The sequence below is a fragment of the Saccharothrix syringae genome (genome assembly GCF_009498035.1).
GTDB lineage: Bacteria > Actinomycetota > Actinomycetes > Mycobacteriales > Pseudonocardiaceae > Actinosynnema > Actinosynnema syringae.
The window spans coordinates 2,650,476-2,663,265 of sequence record NZ_CP034550.1; the positions used below are offsets into that span (position 1 = coordinate 2,650,476).

Below are 12,790 nucleotides of genomic sequence, written 5' to 3' on the forward strand. Positions count from 1 at the left end.
CCGAGGTGAACGCCGGCCCCGGCCGGCCGCCCGCCGCGTAACCTGCGCCTGTGCGTCGCGTGCCGTGGTTGTCGCCCCTGCTGTGCGGGGTGGTGTTGGTGGCCGGTGCCTACGCGGGGCTGGCCGGGCTCGGCGAGACCCGCTGGGTGCCGTTCGCCGCGGGGCTCGTCGGGCTGGTGCTGGTCGACCGGGTGCGGTGGGTGCCGTGGCTCGGGTTGGCGCTCCAGGCGGGGCTGGTGGTGCTGGTCGCGTTCTCCGACGGGTCGGGGATGGCGCGGGTGCTGTTCCTGCTGCTGCCGTTCGGCGCGTACTTCGCGTTCGGGCGCGCGGTGGCGGTCGGGGTGGGCGTGGGGTGCGCCGCGTTCATGGTCGTCGCCTTCCAGGTGACCGCGCCCGGCTGGACCCGGTCGGTCGAGCACGTGTCCGACCTGCTGATGTTCGGCATCGGGGTGGTCCTGTCGCTGGCCATGGCGGAGCTGTCGGCGGCGGCCGAGCGGAACCGGGTGGCGCGCGACGTGCACGACGGGGTCGGGCACCACCTGACGGCGGTCGCGGTGCTGCTGGAGAAGGCGGTGGCGTTCCGCGGGCACGACGCGGCGGTGGCGGACCGGGCGGTGGAGGACGCGCGCGAGTCGGCGCGGCGGGCGCTGGGGGACGTGCGGGCGTCGGTGCGGGCGCTCAGCGGGCCGTTCCGGTTGGGGGACGCGCTGCGGCAGCTCGTCGGGGGACTGGACGTGACCGTGGAGTGCTCCGGTGACGAGAGCCGGTACGCCGCGCCGACGCTGCTGGCCCTGTACCGGGCGGCGCAGGAGGGGGTGACCAACGCGTTGCGGCACGGCGGGGGCGCGCGGGTCGAGGTGACGGTCCACTGTGGAGCCAGCAGGGCCGAGCTGACCGTGGTCGACGACGGGCCCGGGTTCGGGCGGCGCGAGGGGTTCGGGTTGCGCGGGCTGCGGGAGCGCGTCGCCGAGGTGGGCGGGTCGGTCGACGTCGACGGCAGCGGCGGCACCAGGCTCACCGTGGTGGTGCCCCGGTGAGCGACGTGCGCGTGGTCGTGGTCGACGACCAGCGGCTGGTCCGCGAGAGCGTCGCCGCGCTGCTGGACCTCCAGCCGGGCATCGCCGTGGTCGGCACGGCCGGGGACGGGCGGGAGGCGGTCGAGGTGACCACCGCCGCGGACCCGGACGTGGTGCTGATGGATGTGCGCATGCCGGACCTCGACGGGATCGACGCGCTGAACGCGCTGCGCGCCCGCGGCTGCCGCGCCCGGGTCGTGGTGCTGACGACGTTCGACGACGAGGAGTACGTGGTGCGCGCCCTCAAGGCCGGCGCGAGCGGCTACCTGCTCAAGGACCGGCCGGCCGCCGAGCTGGCGGCGGCGGTCCGGCTGGCGCACTCGGGCGTGGTCCAGTTCGACCCGGCCGCGGCGGCGCGGCTGGCGGACGCGCTGGTGCCCGGCAGGCCCCGGGAGGAGCACGACCTGACCGGGCGCGAGGTGGACGTGCTGCGCCTGGTCGCCACCGGGGCCACCAACCGGGAGATCGCCCGCCGGCTGCACCTGAGCGAGGGCACGGTGAAGAACCACGTGTCCCGCATCCTCACCCGGCTCGGCCTGCGCGACCGCACGCAGGCCGCCGTGTACGCCCGCGACCACGGCATCGGCTGAGCGCTGAACGTTGAACGTTGAAGCCGTGGTCGCGGGCCGGTCGGGCTACGCCGGGATCATGCCCATGTAGAGCAGCAGGTTCGGCGAGCCGGCACCGGGGTTGACCACCACGCCGGGCGTGGCGTTGGCGGTCAGCGCCGCCGCCACCTGCACCGCCGAGTCACCGGGGAAGCGCTGCCGCCACAGCGCCGCCACGCCCGCCGCGTGCGCGGAGGCCGCCGAGCCGCTGATGGTCGAGTACGCCGTGTCCGACGTGCCCCACGCCGACGTGATGTTCACGCCCGGCGCCCACACGTCGATGCAGCCGCCGTAGTTGGAGAAGCCCGCCTTGTTGTCGTTGGCGTCCGTGGCGCCCACGGTGGTGGCGAGCGGCGTGCTGCCGGGGGAGTAGTTGCACGCGTCGGCGTTGGAGCTGCCCGACACCACCGAGTAGTGCACGTTCGCGTTGATCGACGCGGTGATGGCGTCGTTGAACGCCTGGTGCCGCGGCCCGCCCAGGGTCATCAGGGCCACCGCCGGCCGCCCGCTCGCCGCCGCGTCCCGGGTGATCCAGTCGATGCCCTGGATGACCTGGGCGTAGGTGCCGGAGCCCTGGCAGTTGAGCACCCGCACGGACACCAGCGCCACGTCCTTGGCCACGCCGGTGGTCCGGCCGCCGATGATGCCCGCCATGTGCGTGCCGTGCCCGTTGCAGTCGTTGCCGGGCGGGGTGACGCCGCCGACGTTGTCCAGGCCGGGCACGGCCGCGCCGTCGAACTCCTGGTGGGTGTAGCGGATGCCGGTGCCGACCACGTACGCCCGCACGCCCGGCGCGGTGTTGGGGTGGTGGTACTTGGCGTCCAGCGGCAGGGTGCGCTGGTCGATCCGGTCCAGCCCCCAGGACGGCGGGTTGGGCTGCACGTCGAGCGCGGCGGCCTCCAGGCCCACCTTGAGGTCCTGCGCCACGTAGGCCACGCGCGGGTCGGCGGCCAGGCGGCGGGCGGTGGCGGCGTCGGCGTGGACGGCGAAGCCCGGCAGGGCCGAGCCGTAGGTGCGGGTGATGCCCGGCACGGCGGTGCGCGCGGACGCCAGGTCGGCGTGCCGCTTGAGCACCACGATGTAGCTGTCCGCCACGGCGTCGGGGTGCCCGCTGTAGAGCACGGGCGCGGCCGCCTGGGCGGGTGGTGCGGCGAGCCCGGCTAAGAGCGCGGTCGCCGCGACCAGGGTCGGGAATCTCATGGCTCCTCCAACAAGGCAGGGGGTCGTCAGGGGAACTCGCCTCTGCACCACAGCACGTCTCGGCGTCACGCAACAGGGGAAGATCACCCCACTGTGGCAGTTGGACGCCCACTTTAGGCTGAATGGGTGAACACATTCGGTGGCCGCTAACACTCGTTCGGAGGAGGTCGACAGCAAGGCCAGCGATACGCGCACACCAGGGGGACCGCGCTCATGGCCAGGAAGAAGAACGAGACACCCAAGTCGCTCCGGCAGTTCGTGCGCACGAAGGGCGCCGGCTACCTGCGTGACCCGAACGTGTCATCCATCGGGATCGGGTACAAGGTGTCCGGCGGTCGGACGACCGCCGAGGTGGCCATCCAGTTCACGGTCCGGCAGAAGGCCGAGCCGGAGGACCTGGGCGCCCTGGGCACCGCGCTGCTGCCGGACGTGATCGAGGTGGACGGCGTGCCCGTGCCCACCGACGTGCTCCAGCGCGACTACCGGGCCGAGTTCCGGGTGCTGGCCGAAGCGGAGGTCGACCCGCGCAAGACGCGCGTGGACCCGGTGGTGCCCGGTGTGAGCGTGGGGCACGTGCGGGTGTCCGCGGGCACGGTCGGCTGCATCGTCTACGACCGCGAGGACGGCACGCCGTACGTGCTGAGCAACTGGCACGTCCTGCACGGGCCGCACGGCGCGCTCGGCGAGGACGTGGTGCAGCCCGGCGTGCACGACGACAACCGCACCGACCGCAACCGCCTCGGCCGGCTCGTCCGGTCGCACCTGGGCGCGGCGGGCGACTGCGCGATCGCCACCATCGAGGACCGCGCCTTCGCCGCGGAGGTGCACGGGCTGGGCGTGGGCGTGGAGAAGATCGGCGAGCCGGACCTGGGCGACAAGGTGGTCAAGAGCGGCCGGACCACCGGCGTGACGCACGGCGTGGTCCGGCGCGTCGACGTGCTGGCCAAGATCGACTACGGGGCGGGGATCGGCCACCGGGAGATCGGGTGCTTCGAGATCGGCCCCGACCGCGCCAAGCCCGCGCCCGACGGCGAGATCAGCACGGGCGGCGACTCCGGCGCGGCGTGGCTGTTCAAGTCCGCCAACGGCAGGCCGGGCCGGACCCTGGCCGGCCTGCACTTCGCCGGCGAGGCGGCGAGCAGCCCGGACGAGCACGCGCTCGCGTGCCTGCCCGGCTCGGTGTTCGAGAAGCTGGGCATCGCGGTCAAGCCGCCGCGGAAGCCCGCGGTCGCCGAGCGCGGCTTCGACCCGGACTTCCTCGGCACGCCCGCGGGCCTGCCCGTGCTCGGCGACGCGACCCGCGCGGACGCCGTCGTGCTCGACGGCTCGCCCGTGATCGACTACACCCACTTCTCGCTCGCGCAGTCGAGGACGCGGCGCTTCGCGTTCTGGGTGGCCTGGAACATCGACGGCGGCGGCCTGAAGAAGATCAACCGCACCGGCATCCCGTTCGTGCTCGACCCGCGCGTGCCCGCCGAGCACCAGGTCGGTGACGAGCTGTACCGGGACAACCGGCTCGACCGGGGCCACCTGGCGCGCCGCGCCGACCTGCTGTGGGGGCCGGACGCGGAGCAGGCCAACGTCGACTCGTTCTACTTCACCAACATCACGCCGCAGATGGACGACTTCAACCAGAGCGCGCGGCGGGGGCTGTGGGGGCGCCTGGAGGACGCGGTGATGGCCGACGCGCAGGTGGACCGCCTGCGCGTCAGCGTCTACGGCGGGCCGGTGTTCCGCGAGGACGACCGGGTCTTCCGCGGCGTGGCCCTGCCGCGCGAGTACTGGAAGGTGGTCGTGTTCGTGTCGGGTGGGGTGCTGACCGCGCGGGCGTTCCTGCTGAGCCAGAACCTGAACGCGCTGGAGTCGTTGGAGCTGGACGAGTTCCGGGTGTTCCAGGTGAAGGTGGGCGAGGTGGAGGAGCGCTGCGGGTTCGCCTTCCCGGAGGAGGTGCGGGCGGCGGACACGCTCGTGCTGCCGTCCGCTGTGGACGAACGCGCGCCGCTGGGGGCGTTGAGCGACATCGGGTGGTGACCGGGTCGCCGGGCGGCGCGCACCGCCCGGCGACCGGCCGGTCAGACCCGCCCGAGCGCCCGACCCGCCCGACTGCCCGCGCCCGCGCCAGCCCCGCCTGAGCAGCCCGACCCGCCAGACTGCTCGCGCCAGCCCTGCCCGCACCTGCCTCGCCCGCACCTGCCCCGCCTACGCCGCTTGCCCCGCCCGCGCCTACCCCGCCCGCGCCGGTCACACCAGCCGGTGCCCGCCGTCCACGTGGATCACCTCCCCGGTGAGGAACCCGTTGCGCAGCACGGCGTCGAACGCCCCGGCGACGTCCTCCGCCCGCCCGACCCGCCCCACCGGCAGCCGCCCCGCCATCGCGGCCAGCCGTTCGTGCTTGGCCTCGCCCGCCAGCACGTCCCAGACCGGCGTGTCGACCCAGCCGGGGGAGACGACGTTGACCCGCACCGGCGCCAGCTCCAGCGCCAGCGCGCGGGCCAGGGACTCCAGCGCGCCGTTGGCCGAGGCGATCACCGACGCGCCCGGACCGGGCCGGTAGGCGGCGACGCCCGACGTGAACGTGATCGACCCGCCGGGGTTGGGGCGCACGTGCTTGGCCACCAGCCACGGCCCCAGCAGCTTGGTGTCCACCACGGCCCGCGCCCGCTCCAGGTCGAACTCGCCCAGCGGGGCGTAGGCGCCGGTGGCGTCGGCGGCGGTGACCACGACGTGGTCCAGCGGGCCGGTGTCGGCGAGGTCGCGGACCTGCTCCTCGCGGGTGATGTCGAGCTGCCGGGTGCGCAGCAGGCCGGGTGCGCCGAGCACCGCGGCCGCTCGGGCGAGCCGGTCGGCGGACCGGCCCGCGATGGTGACGCGGTCGCCGCGGTCGAGCAGGAGCCGGGCCAGCGCCAGGCCCATGCCGGAGCCGCCGCCGATGACGAGGACGTGCTGGGTTGTCATGCGACCACCGTCGCCGGTCGCGCCCCGGCCGCGGAAGGCCGTGCCGGTCCTGGTCCCCGCAGGGCCACCCGGCGCGGCCGGGGCGAGTGGCAGACTCTGCTCGTGAGCAGCGCACTGGGGGAGTTCCTGCGCCACCGCCGCGGCCGCGTGCGGCCCACCGACGTGGGCCTGCCGGCGGGACCGGGGCGGCGGCGGACGTCCGGGCTGCGCCGCGAGGAACTGGCCGCCCTGGCGGGCGTGAGCGTGGACTACTACACGCGGCTGGAGCAGGGCCGCGACACCAACCCCGGTGACGCGGTCCTGGACGCCCTGGCCACCGCGCTGCGCCTGGACGACGACGAGCGCGCCCACCTGCACGGCCTGGTCCGCCGCCCCCGCACCGCCCCCGCGCCCGACCGCGCCCGCCCCGGCCTGCGGTCGCTGCTGGCGGCGGTCCGGCCCCTGCCGGGGTACGTGCTGGACGCGGTCAGCAACGTGCTCGCGCTCAACCCCGAGGGCGCGTGGCTGCTGCCGGGCCTCGACGAGGCGCCGCCGGAGCGCCAGAACCTCGTCCGCTACGTCTTCACCCACCCGGCCGCGCGGCAGGTGTTCGCGGCGTGGGAGGGCATGGCGCGCGACTGCGTGGCCCACCTGCGCACCGTCCCGGACGACGCGCCGGGGCGGCGGGAGCTGGTGGACGGGCTGCGCGCGGCCGACGCGGACTTCGCCGCGCTGTGGGCGGACTACGAGGTGCGGGTCAAGAGCGGCGCCCCGCGCCCGTTCCGGCACCCGCGCGTGGGGCGGCTGACCCTGACCTCCGAGGTGCTCAACGCCGTCGACGGCCAGCGCCTGGTGGTGTTCCGGGCCGAACCGGGCACCCCCGACCACGACGCCCTGCGCCTGCTGGCACCCGCGTACGCCCGCGGCACCGCTCCGTAGCCCGCTCACCTCAGTATGATCATCTCCGTCGAGGGGAGCCGGGACGAGGTCGTCGGTGACGCGCATCAGGTGCTCCTCGGGGGTTTGATCGTCACCGCAACCCTCCGGCGGGAACGGGCCCGGAACAACGTCGACCCGTGGCACGACCGTGAAGCCACGGCTGACGGTGCGGTGGAGCGGCGGGTCGGCGTCACCGAGGGAGTCGTCGGTGCGGGTGCCCGGTGGTCGTCCTCCCATCCCACCGCCGGGCTCCCGCACCTCCTGGGGAACCGCTCCCCCCGAGTCGGCTCCCACTCCCATTGCTACGCCACCGGGGTTTGTTCAGCCTCGGGCGATGGACGCTGAACAGCCCGGACTGAACAATCGCCCGGCAGGGAGGGGCGGTGGCGATGGCTCGGAACGAGAGTCCGCCCCGGGCGACGTGGTGTGGCGTTCCTCCCCGACCTGCCGGACGACCCGCCCTGCTAGCGCCGCGCCGGCAGCGGGTACTCCGGCAGCTCCACCGAGTCGTGCAGGCGCAGGCCGCTGCGGTCGAGGCGGACCAGGAGGCGGCCCAGGGGCGTCGGCAGGTGCTTGAAGGCCCTGATGCCCTGCCGCAGCACCCAGAGGTCGCGCTTCGAGGCCGGTACCAGGCGCTTGGCCGCGCCCAGCGCCAACTCCCGGCTGCCGCGCACGTACTCGCCCATCCGGGCCTCGTAGGAGCGGAACGCGCGTTCGTGGTCGTCGCGCGCCGCGGCGAGTTCGCCTGCCAGCGTGTACGCGCCGACGACGGCGAGGCTGGTGCTGCCGCCGACCGCCGGGCCCGGGCAGTAGCCCGCGTCGCCGACCAGGGTGACCCGGCCGCGCGACCAGGTGTCCAGGCGGAGCTGGGTGACCGAGTCGAAGTAGAACGAGCCCTCGCGGTGGTCCAGCCAGCCGGACACCTCGGGGTCGGCCCCGGCGAACGCCTCGTTCAGCAGTTCGCGCTGCCGCACGACGTCGCGGTGGTGGTAGTCCAGCGGTTCGTCGGTGCGGAACAGGAACACCGCCCGCGCATCCGGCAGGTGCCGGGCGGTGTAGACGCCGGCGAGCCGGCCCACCTCCGCGTGCATCACCGTCCCGTCGGCCGGGGCGCGGTCCTTCGGCAGCGACAGCACGGCCAGGTGCGCGCCGATGAAGTGGTCCGGCACCTGCCCGAACACCAGCCGCCGGACGTTGGAGTGCAGGCCGTCCGCGCCGACGACCAGGTCGAACCGGCGGGGCGCGCCCCGCTCGAAGGTGACCTCGCCGTCGTCGGAGATCGAGGTGATCGAGTCGCCGAACACGTACTCCACGTCGTCGCGCGTCGCGTTGTAGAAGATCTCCGCCAGGTCGTCGCGCATCACCTCCACGTGCCGCTCGCTCATCGCGCCGAAGAACCGGCGCATGTCCATCTCGACCGGGCGCGCGCCCGGGCTGCGCACGACCAGGCGCTCGGTGCCGGTGGCCTTGTCCAGCACCTGGGGCAGCACGCCCATGCGCTCCACCACGTCCATGGCGGGCCGGAACAGGTCCACCGCGTGGCCGCCGGTCTTGCGCAGCGCGGGCGCGCGCTCCACCACGGTCACCTCGAACCCGTACCTGCTCAGCCACCACGCCAGCGCCGGTCCGGCCACGCTCGCGCCGGAGATCAGGACCCCCATGACGCCATCCCCCTTACTTAACGGTTGGTAAGTACGACGGTAGCAGCGGCTTGCTGAGAGTCGGGGTCGTTAAGCTGCGGTGGTGTCCAGAGCGAAGTCCGATACGAAGGCGCGCGCCCAGGCCGTGGCGCGGGAGCTGTTCCTCCGGCAGGGGGTGCGGCGGACCAGCCTGCAGGACATCGCCGACCGGCTCGGCATCACCAAGCCCGCGCTCTACTACCACTTCTCGTCGCGCGAGGAGCTGGTGCGCAGCATCGTGCAGCCGCTGATCGAGGACGGCGACGCGTTCATCGCCGAGGCCGAGGCCCGCGCGGACGACGACCCGCGGGTGCTGCTGGAGGGCTACTTCGACTTCCAGTTCGCGCACCGCGAGGTGGTCGCGCTGATGATCCGCGAACTCGTCGCGCTGGCCGACCTCGGCCTGGTCGCCAAGGTCCTGGACTGGCGCACGCGGCTCGCGGTGCTGCTGGTCGGCGAGGACCCGCCGCTGGCCGACGCCACGCGCGCCACGGTCGCCCTCGGCGGCCTCTCGGACTGCGTGATGGTGTTCGCCGACCAGCCTGTGGAGGCGGTGCGCGCCGCCGCCGTGGCGGCCGCGCTGGACGCGCTGGGCCGGTGAACCCCGCTACGACAGCGCCTGGCCGACGATCCCGCTGGGGGACAGGGCGCCTTCGAGGTGCGCCAGCGCCTCGGCGGCGTCGCGCGCGTGGTCGAGGACCCGGGTGGCGGCCTCGGTGACGTCACCGAGCGCGCGGGTGCAGCGGAAGTGCGCCAGCAGCTCCCGGTTCGCCCGGTACGGGCCGTAGCCCTCGAAGAACCACACCTGCTGCTCGCCGGTCACCGGCCGGTGCGGCAGCACCCCGCCGCCCAGCACGAACAGCAGGTCCTTCTCGGGCGGCGCGAGCACGGCGCGGTCGAAGCCCGCGAACTCCACGTCGTCGGGACCGGTCGGCACCACGTTGCCCTGGTGCAGGTCGGCGTGGCAGGGCACGACCGGCGACGGCCGCACCGGCACGAGCGCGCGTCCGCGCACCGCCCGCAGCCGCCACCGCTCCGCCGCCCAGCGCTCGACCAGCCGGCGCGCCGGCTCGTCCTCCGGGACGTGCCGCGCCACGTCCCGGTCCACCCGGTCGAATGCCTCCACCAGCGGGCCGACGTCGTAGGTCTCGCGGGGCAGCCGGGCGATCCCGCCGGTCACCGGCCGGGCGTGCAGCTCCGCGAGCCGCCGGCCCCAGGCGACCCAGTGGGCGCGGGTCGCGGGGCCCGTCGTCCCCGGGGCGGGGTCGGGTCGGAGGTCCACGCGCCCTTCTTACCGCCCGTGCCCGAAAGCGGGCACGGATTTTGGTTCGGTGGTTGTCTGGTCGCCATGCTGGGCCGCGTGGGCGACGAGGTGCCGGAGGACCTGCTCCGGCACGTGGTGCGCACGACCGGGCTGCCGCCCGCGCTCGCGCACCGCGTCGTCGCCGACGTCATGGGCTACTTCGTCGAGACCACCGAGGAGTACGTGCTGCGCCGGCACGCGGAGCTGCGCCGGGGCGGCCTGCCCAACGCGCGGATCTGGGAGCTGCTGCGCGCGGAGCTGGACGTGCGGCCCGTGGCGGCGCCGCCGCTGTCCGAGCGCCAGTTGCGGCGGATCGTCTACGGCTAGGTGAGGGGTCGGCATGTGCGGGATCGTGGGTTACGTCGGGGTCGAGGACGCGGTGCCGGTGCTGCTGGAGGGCCTGCACCGGCTGGAGTACCGGGGCTACGACTCGGCGGGCATCGCGGTCGCGGGCGACGGGCTGGAGGTCGTCAAGACCGCCGGTCGCGTCGGCGACCTGCGGCGGGCCGTCCCCGCGGGCACGTCCGGGCACGCGGGCATCGCGCACACCCGGTGGGCCACGCACGGCGAGCCCAGCGACCGCAACGCGCACCCGCACGTGGACGCGGCGCGGCGGGTCGCCATCGTGCACAACGGGGTGTTCGAGAACTCCGACCGGCTGCGCGCCCGGTTGCGGGAGGAGGGCGTCGAGCTGGCCTCGGACACCGACTCCGAGGTGCTGGCGCACCTGGTCGCCCGCAGCGGCGCGGCGAACCTGGAGGACGCGGTGCGCGAGGCGTTGGCGCGGGTCGAGGGCACCTACGGGGTGATCGTGCTGGACGTCGAGCGGCCCGGTGAGCTGGTCGCCGCGCGGCGCGGCAGCCCGGTCGTGCTGGGCGTGGGCGAGCGGGAGATGCTGGTCGCCTCCGACGTCGGCGCCCTGGTCCGCCACACCCGGCAGGTCGTCTACCTGGAGGACGACGAGATCGCCACGGTCACCGCCGACGGCTACCGCACCTCCACCATGGACGCCCGCGCCACCACCCGCGCGCCCACGTCGGTGGACGTCGCCGGGCCCGACTACGAGCTGGGCGACCACCCGGACTTCATGCACAAGGAGATCCGCGAGCAGCCCGACGCGGTCGACCGCTGCCTGCGCGGCCGGCTGGACCACCGGTTCTCCTCGGCCCGGCTGGACGGCGTCGGCCTGACCCCGCAGGACTACCAGCGCATCCGGCGGGTCAAGCTGCTCGGCTGCGGCTCGGCGTACTACGCGGGCCAGATCGGCGCGCAGCTGGTCGAGGAGCTGGCGCGCATCCCCGCCGACGCCGAGCCCGCCTCGGAGTTCCGCTACCGCAACCCGGTGGTCGACCCGGACACCCTGTACGTGGCGATCAGCCAGTCCGGGGAGACGCTGGACACGCTGGCCGCCGTGCAGGAGCTCAAGCGCAAGGGCGGGCACGTCATCGGCGTGGTCAACGCGGTCGGCAGCACCATCGCGCGCGAGTGCGGGCACGGCGTGTTCCTGCACGCGGGCCCGGAGGTGTCGGTGGCGGCGACCAAGTCGTTCACCACGATGGCCGCGGCGCTGGCCATGCTGGCGCTGGACCTGGGCCGGGTGCGCGACCTGTCCATCACCGAGGGGCGGCGGCTGGTCACCGGGCTGGCCGGGCTGCCGGGCGCCATCACGCGCGTCCTGGCCGACGAGGAGGCGGTGGCGGCCGTCGCGCGGAAGTACGCGGGCGCCGAGCACATGTTCTTCGTGGGGCGGGTGCGGGGGTGGCCGGTGGCGCGCGAGGGCGCGCAGAAGCTGAAGGAGATCTCGTACGTGCACGCCGAGGCGTACCAGGCGTCGGAGCTCAAGCACGGGCCGCTGGCGCTGATCAACCCGGGGATGCCGACGGTGGTGGTGGTGCCGGACGACGAGCTGGTGGCCAAGAACGCCGCCACCATCGAGGAGATCAAGGCGCGGGGCGGCCCGGTCGTCGCGGTCACCGACGCCGACCTGCCGCCGGGCCTGGCCACGGACGTCATCCGCGTGCCGCGCGTCCACGACCCGCTGGCGCCGATCACCCTCTCGGTGCCGCTGCAGCTGTTCGCCTACCACCTGGCCCGGGCCCTGGGCCGCGACGTCGACCGCCCCCGCAACCTGGCCAAGAGCGTCACCGTCGAGTAACCCCACCGCGCGAGTCGAACCTCCGGACCCGTCGTGTCGAACGCTCGGCACCCCCGAGTTCCACGTTCGGCGACCCCGGTGGTCGGCGCGAACGTGGAACTCGGGGGTGCTGGAGGTTCGACACGGGGGTGCTGGAGGTTCGACTCGCGCGGCTAGGTTGGGGTGGTGGAACCACCGTTGACGGGAGTGGTCGCGGCGCACCGGCGGTTGGTCGAGGTGATCGCCGACCTGGACGACGCGGGGGTGCTGGAGCCGTCCCTGCTGCCGGGGTGGACGCGGGGGCACGTGCTGGCGCACCTGGCCGACGCCGCCAGGGCGCGGGCGCGCGTCGTGGAGCACGCGTTGCGCGGCGAGGTCGTCGCGCTGTGGGAGCCGGGGGAGCGGGACGCGGTCATCGAGGCCACCGCGTCGCGGAGCGCCGACGAGCACCGGGCCGCGACGGCCGAGCACGGCGGGCGGCTGGAGGAGGTGTGGGCGGGCGTCGGGGACTGGGACGCGCCGGTGCTGGGCGGTGGGGTGGACCTCGTGCCCGCCGTGTTCACCCGGTGGCGGGAGGTCTGGATCCACCTGGTGGACCTCGACCTGGGGGTCCGGCCGGCGGAGTGGGGCGCGGAGTTCGCCGCGCACGTGGTCGACGTGCTGTTGCCCCGGTTGCCCGAGGGGGTTGCGGTGCGGGCGGTCGACGTGCCGAGGACGTGGGGGAGCGGCACCGAGGTGGTCGGCGGGGTGCGCGACCTCGCGGCGTGGCTCGCCGGTCGGGAACCCGACACCCCGCTCGCCGGGCCGCTGCCGGAGCTGGGGCCGTGGCCCGCGTACCCGACGCGACGCTGAGCCGGTTGCCGGTCCCGCCCCGACGGCCACCGCCGGCTCGTCGAGCGCGACACCGGCCCGGTGGC

The 12,790-nt window shown here is 74.8% G+C and carries 12 protein-coding genes; 8 read left to right on the forward strand and 4 right to left on the reverse strand.

The window, feature by feature from the left end; translation table 11 throughout:
• Positions 1-50: 50 nt before the first annotated feature.
• Together EKG83_RS12410 and EKG83_RS12415 are read left to right on the forward strand one after the other, a co-directional pair.
• Positions 51-1,037, forward strand: coding sequence for a sensor histidine kinase (locus tag EKG83_RS12410; protein ID WP_033427239.1), 987 nt, complete (start codon positions 51-53; stop codon positions 1,035-1,037).
• A complete protein-coding gene (locus EKG83_RS12415; RefSeq protein WP_033427240.1) occupies positions 1,034-1,666 on the forward strand; it encodes a response regulator in 633 nt (210 codons plus the stop codon). The genes EKG83_RS12410 and EKG83_RS12415 overlap by 4 nt, the downstream gene beginning before the upstream one ends.
• 45 nt (positions 1,667-1,711) lie before the next feature.
• Here EKG83_RS12415 and EKG83_RS12420 read toward each other — a convergent pair whose 3' ends face one another.
• Positions 1,712-2,884 (reverse strand): S8 family peptidase, encoded by a 1,173-nt coding sequence (locus EKG83_RS12420; protein ID WP_033427241.1) that lies wholly within the window; start codon positions 2,882-2,884, stop codon positions 1,712-1,714.
• 213 nt (positions 2,885-3,097) lie between these two features.
• Between EKG83_RS12420 and EKG83_RS12425 the strand changes: the two genes are divergently transcribed.
• Positions 3,098-4,915 (forward strand): DNA/RNA non-specific endonuclease, encoded by a 1,818-nt coding sequence (locus EKG83_RS12425; protein WP_033427242.1) that lies wholly within the window; start codon positions 3,098-3,100, stop codon positions 4,913-4,915.
• A 210-nt stretch (positions 4,916-5,125) separates the two neighbouring features.
• Here the strand turns inward: EKG83_RS12425 and EKG83_RS12430 are convergent, their stop codons facing one another.
• The gene (locus EKG83_RS12430; protein ID WP_033427243.1) at positions 5,126-5,839 is read right to left on the reverse strand and encodes an SDR family oxidoreductase; all 714 of its coding nucleotides are present in this window, start codon (positions 5,837-5,839) and stop codon (positions 5,126-5,128) included.
• Positions 5,840-5,941: 102 nt separating this feature from the next.
• Here EKG83_RS12430 and EKG83_RS12435 point away from each other — a divergent pair, with 102 nt between their 5' ends.
• Positions 5,942-6,757 (forward strand): helix-turn-helix transcriptional regulator, encoded by an 816-nt coding sequence (locus EKG83_RS12435; RefSeq protein ID WP_033427244.1) that lies wholly within the window; start codon positions 5,942-5,944, stop codon positions 6,755-6,757.
• 464 nt (positions 6,758-7,221) lie between these two features.
• On the opposite strand, the gene EKG83_RS12440 is transcribed toward EKG83_RS12435, so the two are convergent.
• Entirely contained in the window at positions 7,222-8,418 is a 1,197-nt protein-coding gene (locus tag EKG83_RS12440) for an FAD-dependent monooxygenase (protein WP_033427245.1), read from the reverse strand.
• Positions 8,419-8,500: 82 nt separating this feature from the next.
• On the opposite strand from EKG83_RS12440, the gene EKG83_RS12445 reads away from it, so the two are divergent.
• The gene (locus EKG83_RS12445) at positions 8,501-9,037 is read left to right on the forward strand and encodes a TetR/AcrR family transcriptional regulator (protein WP_033427364.1); all 537 of its coding nucleotides are present in this window, start codon (positions 8,501-8,503) and stop codon (positions 9,035-9,037) included.
• A gap of 6 nt (positions 9,038-9,043) precedes the next feature.
• Here EKG83_RS12445 and EKG83_RS12450 read toward each other — a convergent pair whose 3' ends face one another.
• A complete protein-coding gene (locus tag EKG83_RS12450) occupies positions 9,044-9,718 on the reverse strand; it encodes a phosphotransferase (RefSeq protein ID WP_051764217.1) in 675 nt (224 codons plus the stop codon).
• 66 nt (positions 9,719-9,784) lie between these two features.
• Here EKG83_RS12450 and EKG83_RS12455 point away from each other — a divergent pair, with 66 nt between their 5' ends.
• The 3 genes from EKG83_RS12455 (at position 9,785) to EKG83_RS12465 (ending at position 12,725) form a co-directional block, all read left to right on the forward strand.
• Positions 9,785-10,066 (forward strand): hypothetical protein, encoded by a 282-nt coding sequence (locus EKG83_RS12455; RefSeq protein ID WP_033427246.1) that lies wholly within the window; start codon positions 9,785-9,787, stop codon positions 10,064-10,066.
• 13 nt (positions 10,067-10,079) lie between these two features.
• Positions 10,080-11,894 (forward strand): glutamine--fructose-6-phosphate transaminase (isomerizing), encoded by a 1,815-nt coding sequence (gene glmS / locus EKG83_RS12460; RefSeq protein WP_033427247.1) that lies wholly within the window; start codon positions 10,080-10,082, stop codon positions 11,892-11,894.
• Positions 11,895-12,059: 165 nt separating this feature from the next.
• Complete coding sequence (locus EKG83_RS12465; protein WP_033427366.1) at positions 12,060-12,725, forward strand: maleylpyruvate isomerase family mycothiol-dependent enzyme; 666 nt, start codon at positions 12,060-12,062, stop codon at positions 12,723-12,725.
• The last annotated feature ends 65 nt before the right edge of the window (positions 12,726-12,790 follow it).